Here is a 21,595-nt window from a genome sequence, read left to right as displayed (position 1 = left end):
TATTTTTAAGGGAGTTATATGACCAGTCAAATTAATAACGAGTTTTTATCATTAGATGTATTACCAAAACATATTGCGGTAATTATGGATGGTAATGGACGCTGGGCTAAGGCTCAGGGAAAACCTCGTGTATTTGGTCATAAAGCGGGTGTTGATGCGGTAAGAAAAACCATTTCAGCAGCCAGTAAGCTTGGGATCAATGCCATAACACTTTTTGCTTTTAGTAGTGAGAATTGGCGTCGACCTGAAGAAGAAGTAAGTGTTCTAATGGAGTTGTTTATCACGGTACTTTCTCGTGAAGTAAAACGTCTTCATAAAAATAATATTCAATTGCGTATAATTGGTGAAACCTCTCAGTTTAGTTCTCGCCTTCAGAAGAAAATTGTTGAAGCGGAAACATTAACTTCTGAAAATACAGGGTTAGTACTAAACGTTGCTGCAAACTATGGTGGCAAATGGGATATTACACAAGCAGTACGTCGCCTCGCATATCAAGTGGAACGAGGCAATTTACAGGCAGATGATATTGATGAGGATCTTATCGCATCTAAACTGACTATGTCAGATTTGCCTGAAGTGGATTTGATGATTAGAACGAGCGGTGAATGTCGTATTAGCAACTTTATGTTGTGGCAAATGGCTTATGCTGAATTCTATTTCACTGACCAATATTGGCCTGATTTTAATGAACAAAGCTTAGCTGACGCTGTTGCTTGGTTTGTTAGTCGAGAAAGACGATTTGGTTGTACTGGTGAACAAATCCAAGCTCTAATGAACGAAAAGGATCAATAAAGTTTGAAACAGCGTATTATTACTGCTCTTATTTTGGCGCCCCTTGTTATTGCAGGGATCTTCATGTTGCCAATGCAAGGGTTCTTAATTGCTATCACAGCAATTACATTGGTTGGATTCTGGGAGTGGACTCAGTTTACAGAATCAAAATCTCGCTATTTAGCTATTATCCCTTCTGTTGCTGTCTTAGCAGCGTCTCTGTTTTTTCTTCCAACATCAACGTTAGAACTGACAATACCTAGTAATGAACATCAAATAATATTATTAGTTGGTTTTACATGGTGGTTAATTGCATCGGGGTTAGTGCTTACTTTCCCAAACAGCAAAAAATTATGGCATAGCAACTTACCTTTAAAGCATATTTTCGGTTGGCTAACCATGGTTCCTTTCCTATGGAGTATTTTATTACTTCGTGCTGATCACTATATGCTAGACAGTTATTATGGCGCTAAGCTTGTATTACTCGTTTGTTTATTAGTATGGGCAGCGGATAGTGGCGCTTATTTTGCTGGAAAGTCATTTGGTAAACGTAAAATGTCACCAGCGGTAAGCCCGAATAAAACGATCGAAGGCCTTATTGGGGCGTGATTACCGCAATCATTATTGGTTGGGGGGCTGCAAGTGCCTTTAATATTCAATTTGAAAGCACATCGTCAATGTTAGGTATTTTTATCGCAACAATTATCATCTCAGTTCTCGGTGATTTAGTTGAAAGTATGTTTAAACGAGCTTCAGGAATTAAAGATAGCGGTACGATTATCCCAGGTCACGGCGGTATTTTGGATCGTATTGATAGCTTAACTGCGGCTTTTCCTGTTTTTGCTTTTTTATATTTCTTCTAGCTGATATTAGGTATTTGACGACAAATACCATATCCATTTTTAAGTTATGCGGTAGATAGGATTATCTGCCGTTTTTCTATCTTTAAACCACCATGGTCATTTCATTATGCGCAAGTTAACCATTTTAGGGGCGACAGGCTCTATTGGTAGTAGCACACTATCAGTCGCAAAACAAAATTCCGATCAATTTGAAGTTGTAGCATTAGGCGCTGGTACTAATGTCGATAAAATGTTGGAGCTATGCCTTGAATGGAAACCAAAATACGTTGCAATGGCAACTCAACCTGCGGCAGATGCGTTAAAAGAACTATTATCAGCTCATGCGATTAATGCTGAAGTATTCTCTGGTGAAGATGGCTTATGCCATATTGCGCAACTTGACGAAGTTGATACTGTTATGGCTGCAATTGTAGGGGCTGCAGGGCTTCTACCTACCATGTCTGCAGTTAAAGCTGGTAAACGTATTTTGCTTGCTAATAAAGAAGCTTTGGTCATGTCTGGGCAGTTATTTATTGATGCGGTTGAAAAGTATGGTGCTGAATTGTTGCCAGTGGATAGTGAGCATAACGCTATCTTTCAGTGTTTACCGCAATCAATTCAAACCAATTTAGGTCGTTGCGATTTAGAGGAGCACGGCGTTAGTTCTATTTTATTAACTGGTTCTGGTGGTCCTTTTCGCTATACCGATGTATCAGAGCTTGAAGCAGTAACGCCTGAAATGGCGATTGCTCATCCTAATTGGTCTATGGGGCCAAAGATCTCTGTCGATTCAGCGACGATGATGAACAAAGGTCTTGAGTATATTGAAGCTCGTTGGTTATTCAATGCGAGTCAAGAGCAATTAAAGGTTGTTATTCATCCACAATCAGTAATTCATTCAATGGTTCAATATAAAGACGGCTCTGTGTTGGCACAAATGGGATTACCAGATATGAGAACACCTATTGCGTGTACTATGTCTTATCCAAAAAGAGTCAATGCAGGTGTTGAACCTTTAGATTTTACTAAGGTTGGAGAGTTTACGTTTATCGCTCCTGATTTTGCTCGTTATCCTTGTTTGAAACTAGCCATTGATGCGTGTTATTTAGGTCAACATGCAACTACGGGGCTAAATGCTGCGAACGAGCAAGCTGTTGCTGCCTTTTTAGCCAATAAAATAAAATTTACGGATATCGCTCGAATTAATGAGGCTGTTTTGCATAAAGTATGTGCAAACTTCCAAAACCTTGAGCTAGATAGCTTGGAAAGCCTGATTGACCTAGATAGAATGGCGCGTCGTTATGCCGATGAGGCAATTAATAAGGTTTAATTATGTCAGAACTTCTATGGAATTTAGCATCATTCATTATTGCACTGGGTATTCTTGTTGCAGTACATGAATTTGGCCACTTCTGGGTAGCGCGCCGTTGTGGTGTTATTGTTGAGAAATTTTCAATTGGTTTTGGTAAATCTCTTTGGAGCAAAAAAGGTAAAGACGGCACTGAATACAACATTTCGATGATCCCACTTGGTGGATACGTAAAAATGTTAGATGAGCGTGTTGATGATGTTCCAGAAGAGCAAAAAGAAAGAGCGTTTAATAATCGTCCATTATGGCAGCGTAGTGCTATTGTTGCTGCTGGACCAATAGCGAATTTCCTGTTTGCTGTATTTGCATGCTGGCTTGCTTTTATGATCGGCGTAACTGCATTGAAACCAGTTGTAGGCCAAGTTGAAGATGGTTCTATTTTTTCTCAAGCAGGAATTGAAGCTGGCGTTGAACTAAAAGCTATTTCAGGAATCCAAACATCCGATTGGGAAGCCGTAAGCATGGCGATAGTGTCACACATTGGTGATGACTCTATGACAGTGACTTATAGTGATGAAAATAATATCGGTGTTGAAGTAACGAAGCGTTTGGATTTATCCCAATGGAATTTTGACCCAGAGAAAGATTCGCCACTACTATCGTTAGGCTTTCTTCCTTATCGCCCAGCTTTAACTCTTGATGTTGCAAATGTTAGTAGTAACAGTGCAGCTGAAAAATCGGGTTTATTAGTTGGCGACCGTTTAGTTTCAGTTAATGGTAATGCATTAACGAAATGGCAAGAAATGGTTGATGTTATACAAGGTAATCCGAGCAAAGCTGTTGATTTGGTTATTTCTCGTGAAGGTCAAACTGTCGATTTGGTATTAATACCAGATAGCAAAGAAATTGCGGATGGCAAAGTTATCGGATTTGCAGGGGTTTCTCCTGTATATCAAGAGTGGCCAGAAGGCTACCGTTATGAAAAACAGTATGGCCCAATTGTTGCGTTTGAAAAAGCGTTAGCAAAAACTGGCGATATTATTGATTTGACCCTCACCATGACAAAGAAACTCTTTACTGGTGATGTTGCACTGAATAACTTAAGTGGTCCCATCTCTATTGCAAAAGGAGCTGGTACGACTGCTGAATATGGTTTAGTCTCATTTTTAGGATTTTTAGCGTTAATCAGTGTTAATTTAGGCATTATTAACTTATTACCTCTTCCTGTATTGGATGGCGGGCATTTACTCTTCTTTGCTATTGAAGGGATTACGCGTAAGCCAGTATCGGAACGAGTTCAAGAAATTGGTTATAAAGTAGGAACAGCAATGATCATGTCATTGATGGCGATAGCTTTATTTAACGACTTTATGCGCCTTTAAGTAGTAGCAAGGGAATTATTAGACGTATTATGGCGATGAAAAAATTGTTGATTGCCTCACTGCTGTTTGGCAGTGTTGCAGCGCACAGTGCAGAAACATTTGTTATTGATGACATACGCTTTGAGGGATTACAGCGTGTTGCATTAGGTGCTGCACTACTTAAAACACCTGTTCGTGTTGGTGATACTATGAGCCAACAAGATGTAGCTCAGGTTATTCAGGCTCTTTTCGCATCTGGCAACTTTGAAGACGTAAAAGTGTTTCGTGATGGTAATGCATTACTTATCAAGGTAACTGAACGCCCAACGATCGCAAATATCTCTTTCTCTGGTAACAAAGCGATCAAAGAAGAGCAGATGCAGCAAAATCTAGAAGCTTCTTCTATTCGAGTTGGCGAAGCGTTAGATAGAACAACTTTAAGTAATATTGAAAAAGGGCTAGAAGACTTCTATTACAGCGTAGGTAAATACAACGCGACTGTTCATGCTGTTGTAACGCCACTTCCTCGTAATCGTGCAGACCTTAAATTCGTGTTCACCGAAGGTGTATCGGCAAAGATCCAACAAATTAACTTTATTGGAAATGAAGTTTTTACCGATGAGCAACTATTAAGCCGTTTTAACTTAAATGTTGATGTTGCTTGGTGGAACTTCTTAGCTGATGAAAAGTATCAAAAACAAGTACTTGCTGGTGATATCGAAGCATTACGTTCATATTATCTTGATCGCGGTTATTTAAAATTTCAAGTTGACTCAACCCAAGTGTCTATTTCACCTGACAAAAAAGGTGTGTATATCGCTTTAACGATTGATGAAGGCGAACCTTACACTGTTAGTGGTGTTAAATTCCAAGGTGAATTAATTGGGAAAGAAGAAGAGTTTAAAAAACTGATACCGTTTGAAAATGGTGAAGTTTACAACGGCTCTGCGGTAACGAGTTTAGAAGAAAACATAAAGCGTATTTTAGGTGAAGCGGGTTACGCTTACCCTCAAGTTCGTACCATGCCTGAATTTGATGATGAAAACCAAACGGTATCATTAATCATCAATGTTGAAGCAGGTAATCGTATGTACGTTCGTGATATTCGATTTGTTGGTAATACATCGACAAAAGATGAAGTATTACGTCGTGAAATGCGTCAAATGGAAGGGGCTTGGTTAAACTCTAAGTCAATTGAAACAGGTAAAAACCGTCTAAATCGTTTGGGCTTCTTTGAAACTGTTGATGTTCAAACTGTTCGTGTTCCTGGCTCTGATGATGAAGTTGATCTGGTTTATTCTGTAAAAGAAGCGAACTCTGGTAGTGTTAACTTTGGTGTTGGCTACGGTACGGAATCAGGTGTCAGTTTCCAAGTAGGTTTACAACAAGATAACTTTATTGGTTCAGGTAATCGTGTTGGTATTAATGCCATGATGAACGATTATCAAAAGAACATCAGTTTAGACTACCGTGATCCATACTGGAACCTTGATGGTGTCAGTCTTGGTGGTAAGATCTTCTATAATGAGTTTGAAGCATCAGACGCAGGTATTGTTGACTACACCAACCAAAGTTATGGTGGTAGTTTAACTTGGGGTTTCCCATTTGATGAATTGAACTATTTTGAAATTGGTGTGGGTTACACTCACAATAAAATTTCAAACTTAGAAGGCTATGTACAGATTGAACAGTATCTACAATCTGTAGGCGATGCATATGATAGTGGTGATCAAACCTTAATCGTTAGTGATTTTGATGTCACCTTGTCGTGGACACGTAATAACTTGAATAAAGGGTATTTCCCAACTGCAGGTAACTACCAGCGTGCATCGTATAAAATCACAACGCCAAATTCTGATTCACAGTTCTTTAAAGCGCAATATGAAGTTCGACAGTACTTCCCATTAACTAAGAAGCATGAGTTTGCTTTATTAATGCGTGGTAAGGCTGGTTACGGTAATGGTTATGGTCAAACCGACGGTAATGATAACCTGTATCCATTCTATGAAAACTTCTATGCGGGTGGCTTCACTACGCTACGTGGTTTTGGTTCAAACTCAGCAGGTCCAAAAGCAGTGTATGCGCAAGGCTCAAATGGTGGTATAGGTAACAATACTTCTTATGCGGCAACAGATGACTCTGTTGGTGGTAACGCAACAGCCTTAGCAAGTATTGAATTAATCGTTCCAACACCGTTTGCAAGTGAAGAGACTCGAAATCAAATTCGAACCAGCGTTTTCTTTGATATGGCAAGTGTTTGGGATACTGAATTTGATTATAAAGAACCTAAGCCGGGAATGGATGGAGCTCAGTACTACTATGATTACTCTGATCCATCAAACTTCCGTTCATCATATGGTGCCGCTGTACAGTGGATGTCACCAATGGGACCATTAGTATTCTCAATTGCGAAACCAGTGAAAATTTATGAAGGTGATGATGAAGAATTCTTCAGTTTCACCATTGGTCGAACTTTCTAAGCATTGATAGCTCTAATAGAAAAGTGTTAATGTAAACTGTATTGGTTTATATACGATAATAGTTAAGTAAGGATATGATTTTGAAAAATTAGTGAAAGTAGCCGCTTTAGGCGCAGTTCTGGTAAGTGGTTCTTTTTTTGCTAATGCAGCAGAAGCCGCAACCAAAGTGGGTTATGTAAACATGGCTCAAATTGTTCAGCAAATGCCACAACGTGAAGCTATTTCAGAAAAGCTTCGTGCTGAATTTAAAGATCGTATTGATGAGTTACGTGGTTTAGAATCAAAAATTAAAGATAAAGTTGAAACTATCAAACGCGATGGTGAGTTATTAGGTGCATCAGGTAAAACGAAGCTTGAGCGTGAAATCGCTTCACTTCAGTCTGATTACAAACTAAAAGCACAAGCTTTAGATGAAGATAACCGTCGTCGTCAAGGTGAAGAGCGTCAAAAGTTAATTATGCAAGTACAACAAACTGTAGAGAAAGTAGCAAATAAAGAAGGCTACGATATGGTTGTTGACGCTGCAACATTGCTTTGGGCTAAACCAGAAGACAACCTATCAGAAAAAGTTATTAAAGCAATTAAATAAGGTTGAATATGTCTCGTATTACGCTTGCTGAATTGGCAGAAAAATTAGATGCAACAGTCCATGGTGATGGCACTGTTGTGGTTCACTCAATCGCTTCGATGAGCAAAGCAAAGGAAGGAGATATTACTTTCCTTTCGGATGCTAAGTATCGTAAACATTTAGTTGAGTGCCAAGCTTCTGCTGTTATTGTTAAAGAAGCAGATGTGGAATTCTGTCAATCTAACGCTCTAATAATGCGAGACCCATATTTAGGCTTTGCACTAGCAGCACAAGCATTAGACACGACACCCGCTCCTGCTAGTGATATTGCACCTTCTGCTTATATTGCAGATGACGCGATTATCGGTGAAGGTGTTGCTATTGGTCATAATGCGGTTATTGAATCAAAAGCGGTTATTGCTGATGGTGCAATGATTGGTGCTGGTTGTTTTATCGGTAAAGAAGCAAAAATCGGTAAAAATACTAAGCTATGGGCAAATGTGTCTGTTTATCACCGTGTTGAAATTGGCGAAGCTTGCCTTGTTCAATCTGGAACAGTTATTGGTTCTGATGGCTTTGGTTATGCAAATGATCGTGGTACTTGGGTTAAGATCCCACAGCTAGGCTCTGTAATTATTGGCGATAACGTTGAGATTGGTGCAAATACGACGATTGATCGTGGTGCTATTGATGACACGGTTATTGAAAGCAATGTTATCATTGATAACCAAATTCAAATTGCACATAACGTACAAATCGGATCTGGTTCAGCAATGGCTGGTGGTACTATAGTTGCAGGCAGTACTAAAATTGGTAAGCACTGTATTATTGGCGGTGGCTCTGTAATTAATGGCCATATCGAAATTACGGATGGGGTAACCATCACAGGTATGGGCATGGTAATGCGAGCGATTGATGAGAAAGGTATGTACTCATCAGGCATTCCACTGCAAACCAATAAAGAATGGCGTAAAACAGCTGCTCGCGTTCATAAGATTGATGAAATGAACAAGCGATTAAAAGCAGTTGAGAAAAAGTTAGTCGATTAGTATTAACTTCACTACATTCTAATAAATAAGTATTGGTCTGCATTTTGCAGACCTTTTTCTATCTATTATTACTCTATTTGAGCTACACTATTGCTCAGATACGATATTGTTTTACAGGAATACTATTTTGACTCGTGAAAATAAAACATTAAATATTACTGAAATCCAAGAGTTGCTACCTCATCGTTACCCATTTCTATTGGTTGACCGAGTAACTGATTTCGAAGAAGAGAAATACTTACACGCGATCAAGAATGTGTCTGTAAATGAACCTCAATTTACAGGTCACTTCCCACAGATGCCTATTTTCCCTGGTGTATTAATTCTTGAAGCAATGGCTCAAGCAACAGGTTTATTGGCTTTTAAATCATTCGGAGCTCCTGCTGAGAATGAACTGTACTACTTTGCAAGTATCGATAAAGCAAAATTCCGTAAACCAGTAGTACCAGGTGATCAACTGGTTCTTGAAGTTGAATTTATTAAAGATCGTCGTGGTATCGCACTATTTAACGGTGTAGCAAAAGTAGATGGCGAAGTTGTATGTTCTGCTGAGCTTAAGTGTGCAAGACGAGAGTTTTAATTATGATTCATGAAACTGCTAAGATTCACCCATCAGCTGTTATTGAAGGTAACGTAACGATCGAAGCTAATGTATCAGTTGGTCCATTTACTTACATTTCTGGTAATGTAACGATTGGTGAAGGTACGGAAGTGATGTCACACGTTGTAATCAAAGGTGATACAACGATTGGTAAAGATAACCGTATTTTTGCTTTTGCAATTATCGGTGAAGAAAGCCAAGACAAGAAATATGGTGGCGAAGCAACAACAGTTGTTATCGGTGACCGTAATGTGATTCGTGAAAGTGTTCAAATTCACCGTGGTACAGTTCAAGACCGCGGGGTAACTACAGTCGGTAGCGATAACTTACTTTGTGTTAATGTACATATTGCTCATGACTGTGTTGTTGGTGACAACATCATTATGGGTAATAACGCGACACTAGCGGGTCATGTAACGGTTGAAGACTTTGCTATTGTTTCTGCATTGTCACCTGTTCATCAGTTCTGTACGGTAGGTGCTCATAGCTTTATCGGTGGTGCTTCCGTTGTTGTTCAAGATGTACCTCCATTTGTGATGGCACAAGGTAACCACTGTAAACCGTTTGGTATTAATATCGAAGGCTTAAAACGTCGTGGTTTTGAAAAAGCTGAAATCCATGCAATTCGTCGCGCTTATAAAGCACTTTACCGTAACGGTAATACGTTAGAAGAAGCAAAAGTTGAAATAAACAAAGAAATTGAAGCGTTTCCTGTTCTTCAAGGCTTCTTAGATTTGTTTGAGAAATCAACGCGCGGTATTATTCGTTAATAACGGCATTAAAAACAGTTAAAGTATATAAGGCCTATTCATGTAGGCCTTTTTTATTTGGAGTAAGTATGACCAAACCATTACGAATCGGAATTGTTGCAGGTGAATTATCTGGAGACACTCTAGGTGAAGGCTTTATTAAGTCAATTAAAGCACAATATCCAGATGCAGAGTTCGTTGGGATCGGTGGACCTAAGATGATAGCTCAAGGCTGTGATTCTTTATTTGATATGGAAGAGTTAGCCGTAATGGGATTGGTCGAAGTGCTTGGTCGCTTACCTCGTTTATTGAAGGTAAAAGCAGAACTAGTACGTTACTTCACTCAAAATCCACCGGACGTATTCATTGGTATCGATGCCCCTGATTTTAATCTTCGTCTTGAAAAAACACTAAAAGATAACGGTATTAAAACGGTTCATTACGTTAGTCCATCAGTATGGGCATGGCGACCAAAGCGTATTTTTAAAATCGATGCTGCTACGGATCTTGTATTAGCCTTTCTGCCTTTTGAAAAAGCATTTTATGATAAATACAATGTAGCTTGTGAGTTTATTGGTCATACATTAGCTGATGCTATTCCAATGGAAACGGATAAAATTGCCGCTCGTGATTTATTAGGTTTAGAGCAAGAGCGTGAATGGCTTGCTGTATTGCCAGGAAGTCGTGGTGGTGAAGTAGCATTAATAGCCAAACCCTTTATTGAAACTTGTCAGCGCATCCATAAGCAGCATCCCAACATGGGCTTTGTTGTTGCAGCGGTAAATGAAAAACGCCGTGAGCAATTTGAAACCATTTGGAAAGCAACGGCACCAGAGCTTGATTTTGTTATTATTCAAGATACAGCTCGAAATGTGATGACTGCAGCTGATGCCGTGTTACTTGCTTCAGGTACGGTTGCTTTAGAATGTATGCTTGTTAAGCGCCCAATGGTCGTGGGTTATCAAGTGAATAAACTTACGGGATGGATAGCTCAAAAACTATCGATTACTGAATTTGTCTCGCTTCCTAATGTATTGGCAGGAAAAGAGCTGGTTCAAGAGTTTATTCAAGAAGAGTGTCATCCAGATTTTCTTTATCCCGCAATGGAAAAAGTATTAAATAATGATAATCGTGAATTAATTGAAAAATTCACCGAAATGCATCAATGGATTAGAAAAGATGCAGATAAACAAGCTGCCAATGCCGTATTACGCCTAATTAATAAAGAAACAGCAGAATAACCAGATGACAAAAAAAGCAGAATCAAAAGAATTACCGCCATTTGAGTATCCAGAAGGATATCAACTTTTCGCTGGAGTTGATGAAGTTGGTCGTGGCCCTTTAGTCGGAGCCGTTGTGACCGCTGCGGTTATTTTGGATCCTAATAACCCAATTGAAGGGTTAACCGATTCTAAGAAATTAACGGATAAAAAGCGTGAGTTGCTATTTCCTGAAATTCAAGAAAAAGCATTAGCGTGGTCATTAGGTCGTTGTGAAGCGCATGAGATTGATGAATTAAATATTCTTCAAGCGACTATGGTTGCTATGCAAAGAGCGGTTGCAGGTCTTAATATTACCCCTGATTTTGCATTAATTGATGGTAATAAAGTGCCTGAATTACCAATGGCAGGGCTTGCTGTAGTAAAAGGGGACTTACGTGTTCAAGAGATCAGCGCTGCATCCATTATTGCAAAGGTTACTCGTGATAGAGAGATGGAGGAGCTAGATAAAGCTTATCCTCAATATGGCTTTGCGAAGCACAAAGGCTACCCGACAAAAGCACACTTTGAAGCAATTGAAGAGCACGGTGTTATTTCTGAGCATCGCCGAAGTTTTAAACCTGTAAAACGCGTTTTAGGGATTGAATAATGTCTGAACCTAAATTCGTACATTTAAGAGTTCATAGTGACTTCTCAATGGTGGATGGCTTATCTAAAGTACCACCATTGGTAAAAAAAGTCGGTGAACTTGGTATGCCTGCAATGGCATTGACTGACTTTACCAATTTATGTGGTTTAGTTAAGTATTATTTTGCTGCTCATGGCGCAGGAGTCAAACCGATTATTGGTGCTGACTTTAAAGTTCAATCCCAAGAGTTTGGCAATGAGCTATTTAATTTAACGGTACTTGCAAAAAATAATGAAGGTTATAAAAACCTGACTTTATTAATCTCTGAAGCCTATCAACGAGGTCATGTTCAGCACACTCCGGTAATGGACAAAGAGTGGTTGGTTAACCATAAAGAAGGGTTAATCCTGCTTTCTGGTGGTAAAAGTGGTGATGTTGGTAAAGCGTTATTAAAAGGAAATAAAGAACTCGTTAATGAGTGTGTTGAATTTTATCAAACGCATTTTCCTGAACATTATTATTTAGAGTTAACGCGTACAGGTCGAGCAGATGAAGAAAGCTATCTTCATTTTGCGGTTGAATTAGCGGAAAAAGAAAACTTACCTGTTGTTGCAACCAATGATGTTCGTTTTATAAAGGCCGATGATTTTGATGCTCATGAGATTCGTGTTGCGATTCATGATGGCTTTACATTAGAAGACCCTCGTCGACCTAAATTATACAGTGATCAACAATACTTACGTTCTGAAGATGAAATGTGCGAATTATTTTCAGACATTCCAGAGGCATTAGAGAACAGTGTTGAAATTGCTAAGCGTTGTAATGTAACGGTACGCTTAGGTGAGTATTTCCTACCGAATTTCCCTACTGAAGGGATGAAAATTGAAGACTTTCTTGTTAAGAAATCTCAAGAAGGCTTAGAAAGACGTTTGGCGTTTTTATTTCCTGATGAGAAAGTACGTTTAGAACGCCGACCTGAATACGATGACCGTTTACAGATTGAATTAGATGTAATCAACCAAATGGGATTCCCTGGTTATTTCTTGATTGTAATGGAGTTCATTCAATGGTCAAAAGATAATGCAATCCCTGTTGGCCCAGGTCGTGGTTCAGGTGCTGGTTCTCTTGTTGCTTATGCATTAGATATTACAGACCTTGATCCTCTTGAATACGATCTTCTTTTTGAACGTTTCTTGAACCCAGAACGTGTATCTATGCCCGATTTCGATATCGATTTTTGTATGGATAAACGAGATCAGGTTATTGATCACGTAGCTGAAATGTATGGTCGTGATGCGGTATCTCAAATTATCACCTTTGGTACCATGGCAGCAAAAGCGGTAATTCGCGATGTTGGGCGAGTGCTTGGGCACCCTTACGGTTTTGTTGACCGTATTTCGAAGTTAGTTCCATCTGATCCTGGAATGACACTAGCTAAAGCATTTGAAGCCGAGCCTCAACTTCCAGAACTGTATAATGCAGATGAAGAAGTAAAAGCTCTGATCGACATGTGTCGTATTCTTGAAGGTTGTACTCGAAACGCAGGTAAGCACGCCGGTGGTGTTGTAATATCACCAACGACAATCACAGACTTTGCTCCTTTGTATTGTGATGCTGATGGCCATTTCCCTGTAACTCAATTTGATAAAAATGACGTTGAAACTGCTGGTCTAGTTAAGTTTGACTTCTTAGGGTTAAGAACGCTAACTATCATTGATTGGGCATTAGGGCTAATTAACCCTCGACTTGAAAGAGAGGGTAAAGAGCCAGTTCGAATTGAATCCATTTCTCTCGAAGATCAAGCATCATTTAATTTATTACAAAATTCAGAAACAACCGCGGTATTCCAATTGGAATCTCGAGGTATGAAAGATCTGATTAAACGTCTTCAACCGGACTGTTTTGAAGATATCATCGCACTGGTAGCTCTTTTCCGTCCTGGTCCGCTTCAATCAGGCATGGTAGATAACTTTATTGACCGTAAACATGGTCGAGAAGAAGTATCTTACCCTGATGCAACATGGCAGCACGAATCGTTAAAAGAGACGTTAGAACCTACTTACGGCATTATCTTGTATCAAGAACAAGTTATGCAGATTGCACAGATCTTAGCGGGTTATACGCTAGGTGGCGCGGATATGCTTCGTCGTGCAATGGGTAAGAAAAAACCAGAAGAAATGGCCAAGCAGCGTGGTACTTTTAAAGAAGGTGCTGAGAAAAACGGTGTTGATGGCGAATTGTCGATGAAAATCTTCGACTTAGTAGAAAAATTCGCAGGCTATGGTTTTAACAAATCTCACTCAGCGGCTTATGCTTTAGTTTCTTATCAAACATTATGGTTAAAAACACATTATCCAGCAGAGTTTATGGCTGCGGTAATGACGGCGGATATGGATAACACGGATAAGATCATTGGTCTTGTTGATGAGTGTTTCCGTATGAAATTAACCGTGTTACCACCGGATGTTAACTCTGGTTTGTATCGTTTTAACGTTGATGAGAAAGGCGCGATTGTTTACGGCATTGGTGCGATTAAAGGGGTTGGTGAAGGCCCAATTGAAAATATTATTGAAGCAAGAAACAAAGGTGGTCACTTTAGAGACTTATTTGATTTCTGTGCTCGTATCGATACTAAGAAAACCAATAAACGAGTAGTTGAAAAACTGATCCGTGCTGGAGCATTAGATAGACTAGGACCACACCGAGCTGCATTAATGGCATCATTGGATGATGCGATGAAAGCAGCGGGTCAACACCATCAGGCGGAGTCTTTTGGTCAATCTGATATGTTTGGTGTATTAACTCAAGCACCTGAAGAAGTAGAACAAGCGTATATTCATGTCCCTAAATGGCCAGAGAAAGTGTGGCTAGAAGGGGAAAGAGAAACATTAGGGCTTTATTTAACAGGTCACCCTGTTAATGCGTATATTAAAGAGTTGTCTCGGTATACGACATGGCGTTTGAACGATGCTCACGTAACTCGACGCGATCAAACGGTAACAGTTGCAGGCTTAGTAATAGCTGCTAGAGTAATGACCACTAAACGTGGGACACGTATTGGTTTAATGACGTTAGACGACAGATCTGGCCGAATGGAAGTGATGTTGTTCTCAGATGCGCTTGATCGATACGCAGATTTACTAGAAACTGATAAAATAGTCCTTGTTTCTGGACAGGTCAGCTTTGATGATTTCAATGGTGGGCTTAAAATGTCTGCCCGTGAAGTGATGTCATTGGGCGATGCGCGCGAAAAGTATGCACGTGGGTTATCCGTATCGGTAACCGAATCTCAAATTAATAACCAATTTTTTGAGCGCTTTAGTCAAATACTAGAGCCTAACCGGGCAGGGACAGTTCCGGTCAACGTATATTATCAACGAGCAGATGCTCGAGTGAAGTTGGTCTTAGGGACAGAATGGCGAGTAACGCCAACCGACCAACTGATGGATGATTTAAAGTCGTTGCTTGGCGAACAACAAGTCGAGCTTGAATTTAACTAGATTATTGAAGAACACTAATTTGAGTGTTCTTAAACTAACAAGGATTCTTTGATGAGCCTGAATTTTCTTGAATTTGAAAAACCAATTGCTGAACTAGAAGCGAAAGTAGAAGCGTTACGTGAGATCTCTCGTCGTGGCGGTGAAAATGCACTTGATCTAGAAAAAGAGATAAAGCAATTAGAAGATAAATGCCTTGAGCTTAAAAAGAAAACATTTAGTGATTTAGGTGCATGGGAAGTTGCTCAACTTGCTCGTCACCCAGAGCGTCCTTACGTTCTTGATTACATTGAGCATATGTTTACTGAGTTTGATGAATTAGCAGGCGATCGTGCGTTTGCTGATGATAAAGCATTAGTTGGCGGAATTGCTCGTTTAGATGGTCGCCCTGTAATGGTTATTGGTCATCAAAAAGGTCGTGGTACAAAAGAAAAAGTAATACGTAATTTTGGTATGCCAAAACCTGAAGGTTACCGTAAAGCGAAACGTTTAATGCAAATGGCTGAGCGTTTTAATATGCCAGTAATTACATTTATTGATACAGCTGGCGCTTACCCTGGTGTTGGTGCCGAAGAGCGTGGCCAATCAGAAGCTATCGCTATGAACCTAAAAATCATGTCTGAACTAAGTGTTCCAGTTATCTGTAACGTTGTTGGTGAAGGTGGTTCTGGTGGTGCATTAGCTATCGGTGTTGGTGATTACGTAAACATGCTTCAATACTCAACGTATTCAGTAATTTCTCCAGAAGGTTGTGCTTCAATCTTATGGCGTGATTCAGATAAGGCGCCACAAGCTGCAGAAGCTATGGGTCTTGTTGCACCTCGCCTAAAAGAGCTTGAGCTGATTGATACGATTATTGATGAGCCTTTAGGTGGCGCACATCGTGATCATAAAGCGACTGCTGAGAACATTAAACAGCGTCTGCTTGAGCAGTTAAAAGAACTTGATGCATTTGATAATGAAGCTTTACTTGAGCGTCGTTACCAACGCTTAATGAGCTATGGTTACTGCTGATAGCATTTATTGATTCGCGCACAGTAGTCGCGTAATCCAATAAGATAGAGTAAAGTGAAAGCGAGCCTGAGTGCTCGCTTTTTATTGGAAGAAACCTTAGGTTTAATTGATATGCTTTATTCTCATTTTTCTCAGCAAATAACATCTTATTCCGTTAAAAAACCACATATTATTGTCGCATTAAGTGGTGGCGTTGATTCAATGGTGTTATTGCGTTTAGCTGGAATGTACGCGAAGGAAAAGCAATTGGAATGTATGGCTGTTCATGTTAATCATGGATTAAGTTTGCATGCTAATGATTGGGAAGTGAGTTGCGCTTCTTATTGTAAAGAATTAGATATTCCGCTTTATATCGAGAGAGTTAATTTAAAAGTAAGTCCGCAAGAGAGCTTAGAGGAAGTGGCAAGAAAAGCTCGTTATCATGCGTTAGAAAAGTATATGCAATCGAATAGTTTATTACTTACGGGTCAACACCAAGACGATCAAGTAGAAACTTTTTTCTTAGCGCTTAAGCGTGGCAGTGGTCCTGCTGGACTCTCTTCTATGCCTTCAATTATCCCGCTTAAAACTGGGTATAAATGCCGACCGTTATTATTTACCTCTCGTCAGCACATTACAGAGTATGCTCAACAGCATCAGTTAACTTGGGTTGAAGATGAAAGTAATCAAGATACTCGATTTGATCGTAATTTCTTACGTCATGAGATAACTCCCGTATTATCTCAACGTTGGCCAAGTTTTGCTTCTGCTGTTTCTCGAAGTGCTCAATTATGTGCGGAGCAAGAAGCGTTGTTGGTTGAATTATTGCAACCTAAATTGCAGCTGTTTCAAAATGAATTCCAAGGTCTATCTATCAAACAGATTGAACCAGAATCACTAGCATCTCGTAATATGTTATTGCGACTATGGCTGAAATTGTTTGCTATCCCACTCCCTAGTCAAACTCAACTTCATATTTTATGGAATGAGGTTGCTATGGCTCAACAAGATGCAAATCCTTGTTTAGAGTTGGGAATTGTACAAATACGACGTTATCAAGGTTATATTTATTGTGTGCCTAAATACCAAGATGTGTCTTTGTGGAAAAAGGCGTTAGAAGGAAAAATTGCACTACCAGATAATCTTGGTGAGCTAGAGCTGAGATCTAAGTTTAGTCATCATGAGAAGGGCGGTATTTTGCAATTAAGAGCACCGTTACCTAATGAAAAAGTAGAGGTGCGTTTTAATGTTATTGGTTTGGCGCCACATCCCGAGAAACGTCAACATAGCCGTAAAATGAAAAAACTGTATCAAGAGTATGAAGTACCTACTTGGCAACGCTCACGATTACCAATGGTGTTTTATAACGATGAATTAGCTGCTGTTGCTGGATTGTTTGTTTGCAAAGCATTTTCTGGGCAAGAATGTGAGCTACTTTGGCATAAACCTGTATCAGAATAGACATTCAAAACGAGCTTGGCACAATAACTTAAAATTATAAGGAGCAATGGAATGAAAAAAATAATTGGATTAGCGGTTATCGCATTAATGGCCTCGGGACCGACATTGGCTGCGGGTGATGCTGCAGCAGGAAAAGCAAAATCAGCAATTTGTGCATCATGTCATGGAGCAGATGGAATTGCAGTTATTCCGGGTTATCCAAATCTGAAAGGTCAGAATGCTCAATATATCGTATCGTCATTAAAAGCATACAAAAATAAAGAGCGCAGTGGTGGTAACTCAGCCATTATGCAACCAATGTCTATGATGCTAAGTGATACTGATATGGAAAACTTAGCTGCGTATTACTCAACGATGAAATAATAGTAATTTCACTAACGGTATTATTTTAAAACAAAATCATAAATTAAAGCACTGCTGGTATGCGGTGCTTTTTTATTATTGAATGTTTGTAGTCACTCAACGATAATGGCTATATATTCAATATTGATGTTAAGGGACTAATATGAAAAAGATCGAAGCCATCATTAAACCATTTAAATTAGATGATGTGCGTGAAAGCCTTGCTGATGTTGGCATTACAGGTATGACAGTGTCTGAAGTTAAAGGATTTGGTCGTCAAAAAGGTCATACAGAATTGTATCGTGGTGCTGAATACATGGTCGATTTCTTACCAAAAGTGAAATTAGAAATCGTGGTGAGTGATGATGTGGTTGATCAATGTATTGATGCCATTATTGAAACTGCACAAACGGGTAAGATTGGCGATGGTAAGATCTTTGTTACTGATGTTAGCCGTGTTATTCGTATTCGTACAGGCGAAGAAGACGAAGATGCTATTTAATAGTATCAATTTATACTCATACTAATGTGATGATTGTTGTTCATTATTGATCTGAAATACAGTCATTGTATTGGTGTTAATAGAAGGAAGGAGTGATGAGTCACTCCTTTTTTGTTTATGAAAAAGAAAACGATTGTTCTATCTGGTATCGCTTTTGTTATTACCGCTGCTTTAGTGGCAAAAGCCATAATCTTTACGGTGCCTAAATCTCCTGAGTTTATTGAATTATCTCAAACTCAAGTATCTGCTCAACCTAGTTATCAATCGGGCTGTGAGACGTTTCCAGCTTCAGCTCCTTTAGATCGTAATGGAGAGTTAAGTGTATTGGTATGGAACATATATAAGCAGCAAAATAAAGGGTGGAAAAAAGCATTAATTGAATTGTCGAATAAAACTGACTTAGTGCTATTACAAGAGGCGAGTTTAACCCCTGCGTTAAAAGAATTTGTGGTTAATAAACGGTATTCGGCAGAATTAGTTCGTGCTTTTGATGTGTTTGATACCAGTGCAGGGGTATTAAGCCTTGCTAAAGAACAAGCACTTAGAGTGTGTGCTCATACTGCTGTTGAACCATGGTTAAGATTACCTAAATCTGCACTATTATCCGAATACCCATTATCGAATGGACAAGAATTAATGGTGATTAACATCCATGCAATTAACTTCACTATTGGAACGGAAGACTATCAGCAACAGATAGCGTCTTTATCTAAAGAAGTGAGTCGTCATAGTGGTCCTATGATCATTGCTGGTGATTTTAATTCGTGGAGTGAAGCTCGTTTAGCGACATTAAGAAAGCAAGTTGAAGAGTTGGATATGAAAGAAGTGATTTTTTCGCCAGATGAGCGAATGCGCTTTATGACAGGGTTAGCGTTAGATCATATTTTTTATCGAGGGTTAGATATAAAAGAAGCGCGCTCGATAAAGAGTCACGCTTCTGATCATAATCCATTACAAGCGATATTTAGCCTGAAACAGCAGTAATAAAGCCCCATAATGTAAAACAAGTTATCCAAGGAAGGATGGCAATAATAAGTGATTTAGAACGATCTAAATCAGTCCACGCCCCAAGAGCCGCATAGCTTAAAGCAATATACCAAGGCATTAATAGTGGGAAAGAGCTAGCGTAAGCTGACCAATGATCTGTCATTGGTAATTTCATTAGTCCATTTAAACTATTCAAGTCAGCAGCATAAGGCATTATGTTCGCATGATTAAGTAGTAAACTGGCATAGCTTGCGATATCACCAATTAGAGCTGGAAACATCACAATAGTACTTGCCGCAACCCACTTAAAATAACCGTGCTGATATTGGCTTTGTTTTGTTGCTAGCTTAAACCATAAAGCAAGCAATAGAATCGAAGCGGTTCGACCTGTTACATCATTGATTACTTCGCCTGCTAGTAATATTTCTTTTGTTAGCCATTCAGGTTGAACTTGGCCACCAATACTCTCAATTTGAGCGGTCAAGTTAGTGGTTACCCATTCGAAATTCACTAAATCGAAATAGGTTCCCCAAAACATAAATGGAGCAAAGATTAATAGAATATAAGGCAGCCAGGCCCATTTGCCACGCTCGTATAGCGCAGCAAAACAGTCAGCTGGTGAGCGAAATATATCGACCAATAAGATCAATGGATTTGAAGAAGGTGTCATACGTTTACCTTAGTAACATCAACGTAAAGTTTTAATTTTTGTCCCGGCTTAATGTAAGAACCTCGTTCGATGTTATTCCATTTCATAATATCTGTCACAGCGACACTGAATTTCTGTGCGATAGAGCTTAGGTTATCGCCTTGTCTGATTTGATAATGAACAGTTCGAATGATGGCACCATCTGAGCTATTTTTCCAAATCACCAAGTTTTGGCCTACACGTAAAGAATCTCTTGGTGCCATGCCGTTCCATTTAGCAAGATCACGGTAAGAAATGCTGTTATCACGAGCAATACTCCACAGACTTTCCCCGTCTTTTACTTTATGAGTTAATTTATATTTGCCTTTCGCTTTTGCTTGCGTTTTTTTCAAGCGTTGCGGGGCACTTAACGCATATGTTTTATTACCTTTAGAAGCCGTTGGGATCAATAGATATTGACCAACACGAATGTTTGCACCATTTAAGTCGTTGGTTTGTTCAATGATCTTGGTTGTCGTATTGTGCTTAACCGCTAATTGACTGATGGTATCGCCTGATTGAACTTTATAGCGAACCACTTTCATTGTTTTGTTCGCGTTCTTTTTCAAATTGGCATTAAATTGATCAACATGTTCGATTGGCAGTAATAAGTGGTATGGACCATCAGGAGAGGTTGCCCATTGATTATAAGCTGGGTTGTAACCTTGTAATTCTGTGATGGAAATACCCGCAAACTCTGCGGCAATGGCAAGATCTAACTGCTGCTTAGGATCAACCATTTCTAAAACTGGTTTGTTAGGAATTGGTGGTAGCTCAACGCCGTATTTTTCGTGGTTTTTAATCACATCAGCTAAAGCAAGCAGTTTTGGAACATAGCCACTGGTCTCTTTTGGAAGATCTAAAGAGAAAAAGTCAGTTGGCTTACCTAATCTTTGATTCTTTTTAATTGAGCGAGACACACGGCCAGCGCCACTGTTGTATGAGGCAATTGAATGTTGCCAATTACCATCAAAGCGACTGTCGAAATATTCCATGTAATCTAAGGCTGCGGTTGTTGCTGCTGGTACATCACGGCGTCCGTCATACCACCAGTTTCGCTCTAGTTTAAATCGATCTGCGGTACCTGGAACAAATTGCCATAAACCTGCAGCGCTGCCATGAGAGTAGGCGAACGGGTCAAATGCACTTTCTACTACAGGGAGTAAAACTAATTCCATAGGCAAACCACGCTTTTCAATTTCAACCGTGATCATATATAAGAATGGCTTTGCACGCTTTGCAACGGTACGAAGGTGGCTTGGGTGTTTGATATACCAATTACGGTAGTAATCAACCGATTCATTATCTGGAATTGGCATCTCAAGTTGCATAGCAATGCGTTGCCAAACATCTTCTTGTTCTTGAGGAGTAGGAGCCGGTTTTTCAACAGGTTTAATTTCTGCTTTCGGCTCTGTTTTTGAAGGCGTGGTGATTGCTGAGTTAGTATCAGGCTGTGTATTTTCAGGTGTTGGTGCCGTTTGACAGCCTGCTAATAATGCGAGTCCAATCCAATGGAGTTTCAGTTTCATTATGTATTGCCTTCAGTG

18 protein-coding genes and 1 pseudogene are annotated in these 21,595 nt (G+C 39.5%); 17 read left to right on the top strand and 2 right to left on the bottom strand.

Annotation, left to right across the window (positions count from 1 at the left end):
* Positions 1-18: 18 nt before the first annotated feature.
* From AAFX60_010870 to AAFX60_010790, 17 genes and pseudogenes are all read left to right on the top strand, one after another.
* Entirely contained in the window at positions 19-792 is a 774-nt protein-coding gene (locus tag AAFX60_010870) for an isoprenyl transferase (protein XDF77199.1), read from the top strand.
* A gap of 3 nt (positions 793-795) precedes the next feature.
* A pseudogene (locus tag AAFX60_010865) lies at positions 796-1,634 on the top strand (phosphatidate cytidylyltransferase).
* 106 nt (positions 1,635-1,740) lie between these two features.
* The gene (gene ispC / locus AAFX60_010860; protein XDF77198.1) at positions 1,741-2,943 is read left to right on the top strand and encodes a 1-deoxy-D-xylulose-5-phosphate reductoisomerase; all 1,203 of its coding nucleotides are present in this window, start codon (positions 1,741-1,743) and stop codon (positions 2,941-2,943) included.
* 2 nt (positions 2,944-2,945) lie between these two features.
* Complete coding sequence (rseP, locus tag AAFX60_010855; protein XDF77197.1) at positions 2,946-4,304, top strand: sigma E protease regulator RseP; 1,359 nt, start codon at positions 2,946-2,948, stop codon at positions 4,302-4,304.
* Between the two features lie 29 nt (positions 4,305-4,333).
* Positions 4,334-6,763 (top strand): outer membrane protein assembly factor BamA, encoded by a 2,430-nt coding sequence (gene bamA / locus AAFX60_010850; GenBank protein ID XDF77196.1) that lies wholly within the window; start codon positions 4,334-4,336, stop codon positions 6,761-6,763.
* A gap of 91 nt (positions 6,764-6,854) precedes the next feature.
* Positions 6,855-7,352, top strand: coding sequence for an OmpH family outer membrane protein (locus AAFX60_010845; protein XDF77195.1), 498 nt, complete (start codon positions 6,855-6,857; stop codon positions 7,350-7,352).
* Between the two features lie 8 nt (positions 7,353-7,360).
* Complete coding sequence (gene lpxD / locus AAFX60_010840) at positions 7,361-8,380, top strand: UDP-3-O-(3-hydroxymyristoyl)glucosamine N-acyltransferase (GenBank protein XDF77194.1); 1,020 nt, start codon at positions 7,361-7,363, stop codon at positions 8,378-8,380.
* A gap of 127 nt (positions 8,381-8,507) precedes the next feature.
* Complete coding sequence (gene fabZ, locus AAFX60_010835; GenBank protein ID XDF77193.1) at positions 8,508-8,960, top strand: 3-hydroxyacyl-ACP dehydratase FabZ; 453 nt, start codon at positions 8,508-8,510, stop codon at positions 8,958-8,960.
* A gap of 2 nt (positions 8,961-8,962) precedes the next feature.
* Complete coding sequence (gene lpxA, locus AAFX60_010830; GenBank protein XDF77192.1) at positions 8,963-9,751, top strand: acyl-ACP--UDP-N-acetylglucosamine O-acyltransferase; 789 nt, start codon at positions 8,963-8,965, stop codon at positions 9,749-9,751.
* A gap of 68 nt (positions 9,752-9,819) precedes the next feature.
* Positions 9,820-10,971: a lipid-A-disaccharide synthase gene (gene lpxB, locus AAFX60_010825; protein XDF77191.1), complete on the top strand. Its 1,152-nt coding sequence runs from the start codon at positions 9,820-9,822 to the stop codon at positions 10,969-10,971.
* 4 nt (positions 10,972-10,975) lie between these two features.
* Positions 10,976-11,599 carry a ribonuclease HII gene (gene rnhB / locus AAFX60_010820; GenBank protein XDF77190.1) on the top strand — a complete coding sequence of 208 codons (624 nt, stop codon included), beginning with the start codon at positions 10,976-10,978 and terminating at the stop codon, positions 11,597-11,599.
* On the top strand, positions 11,599-15,078 hold the full coding sequence (gene dnaE / locus AAFX60_010815; protein ID XDF77189.1) for a DNA polymerase III subunit alpha: 3,480 nt from the start codon (positions 11,599-11,601) through the stop codon (positions 15,076-15,078). Before rnhB ends, dnaE begins: the two co-directional genes overlap by 1 nt.
* Before the next feature lie 51 nt (positions 15,079-15,129).
* Entirely contained in the window at positions 15,130-16,089 is a 960-nt protein-coding gene (gene accA, locus AAFX60_010810; GenBank protein ID XDF77188.1) for an acetyl-CoA carboxylase carboxyl transferase subunit alpha, read from the top strand.
* A 111-nt stretch (positions 16,090-16,200) separates the two neighbouring features.
* Positions 16,201-17,529, top strand: a complete 1,329-nt coding sequence (gene tilS / locus AAFX60_010805; GenBank protein XDF78930.1) for a tRNA lysidine(34) synthetase TilS — start codon at positions 16,201-16,203, stop codon at positions 17,527-17,529.
* A gap of 51 nt (positions 17,530-17,580) precedes the next feature.
* Positions 17,581-17,892, top strand: coding sequence for a cytochrome c (locus AAFX60_010800; GenBank protein XDF77187.1), 312 nt, complete (start codon positions 17,581-17,583; stop codon positions 17,890-17,892).
* A gap of 142 nt (positions 17,893-18,034) precedes the next feature.
* Entirely contained in the window at positions 18,035-18,373 is a 339-nt protein-coding gene (gene glnB / locus AAFX60_010795; protein ID XDF77186.1) for a nitrogen regulatory protein P-II, read from the top strand.
* 117 nt (positions 18,374-18,490) lie between these two features.
* The gene (locus AAFX60_010790; GenBank protein ID XDF78929.1) at positions 18,491-19,357 is read left to right on the top strand and encodes an endonuclease/exonuclease/phosphatase family protein; all 867 of its coding nucleotides are present in this window, start codon (positions 18,491-18,493) and stop codon (positions 19,355-19,357) included.
* Here the strand turns inward: AAFX60_010790 and AAFX60_010785 are convergent.
* Together AAFX60_010785 and AAFX60_010780 are read right to left on the bottom strand one after the other, a co-directional pair.
* On the bottom strand, positions 19,338-20,030 hold the full coding sequence (locus AAFX60_010785) for a YIP1 family protein (GenBank protein ID XDF77185.1): 693 nt from the start codon (positions 20,028-20,030) through the stop codon (positions 19,338-19,340). The genes AAFX60_010790 and AAFX60_010785 overlap by 20 nt on opposite strands.
* Positions 20,027-21,577 carry a LysM peptidoglycan-binding domain-containing protein gene (locus AAFX60_010780; protein XDF77184.1) on the bottom strand — a complete coding sequence of 517 codons (1,551 nt, stop codon included), beginning with the start codon at positions 21,575-21,577 and terminating at the stop codon, positions 20,027-20,029. Before AAFX60_010780 ends, AAFX60_010785 begins: the two co-directional genes overlap by 4 nt.
* Between the last annotated feature and the right edge of the window lie 18 nt (positions 21,578-21,595).

Source organism: Aliivibrio fischeri (genome assembly GCA_038993745.2).
Taxonomy (GTDB): Bacteria; Pseudomonadota; Gammaproteobacteria; order Enterobacterales; family Vibrionaceae; genus Aliivibrio; species Aliivibrio fischeri_B.
Note: the sequence above shows the minus strand (reverse complement) of the source record. Positions and strands in the feature narration are given on the sequence as shown.

Bases quoted from the DNA above. Each gene is read 5' to 3' on its own strand.
- AAFX60_010870 (XDF77199.1), top strand. From the start codon at position 19: ATGACCAGTCAAATTAATAACGAGTTTTTATCATTAGATGTATTACCA.
- ispC (XDF77198.1), top strand. From the start codon at position 1,741: ATGCGCAAGTTAACCATTTTAGGGGCGACAGGCTCTATTGGTAGTAGC.
- rseP (XDF77197.1), top strand. From the start codon at position 2,946: ATGTCAGAACTTCTATGGAATTTAGCATCATTCATTATTGCACTGGGT.
- bamA (XDF77196.1), top strand. From the start codon at position 4,334: ATGGCGATGAAAAAATTGTTGATTGCCTCACTGCTGTTTGGCAGTGTT.
- lpxD (XDF77194.1), top strand. From the start codon at position 7,361: ATGTCTCGTATTACGCTTGCTGAATTGGCAGAAAAATTAGATGCAACA.
- lpxA (XDF77192.1), top strand. From the start codon at position 8,963: ATGATTCATGAAACTGCTAAGATTCACCCATCAGCTGTTATTGAAGGT.
- lpxB (XDF77191.1), top strand. From the start codon at position 9,820: ATGACCAAACCATTACGAATCGGAATTGTTGCAGGTGAATTATCTGGA.
- rnhB (XDF77190.1), top strand. From the start codon at position 10,976: ATGACAAAAAAAGCAGAATCAAAAGAATTACCGCCATTTGAGTATCCA.
- dnaE (XDF77189.1), top strand. From the start codon at position 11,599: ATGTCTGAACCTAAATTCGTACATTTAAGAGTTCATAGTGACTTCTCA.
- accA (XDF77188.1), top strand. From the start codon at position 15,130: ATGAGCCTGAATTTTCTTGAATTTGAAAAACCAATTGCTGAACTAGAA.
- tilS (XDF78930.1), top strand. From the start codon at position 16,201: ATGCTTTATTCTCATTTTTCTCAGCAAATAACATCTTATTCCGTTAAA.
- AAFX60_010800 (XDF77187.1), top strand. From the start codon at position 17,581: ATGAAAAAAATAATTGGATTAGCGGTTATCGCATTAATGGCCTCGGGA.
- glnB (XDF77186.1), top strand. From the start codon at position 18,035: ATGAAAAAGATCGAAGCCATCATTAAACCATTTAAATTAGATGATGTG.
- AAFX60_010790 (XDF78929.1), top strand. From the start codon at position 18,491: ATGAAAAAGAAAACGATTGTTCTATCTGGTATCGCTTTTGTTATTACC.
- AAFX60_010785 (XDF77185.1), bottom strand. From the start codon at position 20,030: ATGACACCTTCTTCAAATCCATTGATCTTATTGGTCGATATATTTCGC.
- AAFX60_010780 (XDF77184.1), bottom strand. From the start codon at position 21,577: ATGAAACTGAAACTCCATTGGATTGGACTCGCATTATTAGCAGGCTGT.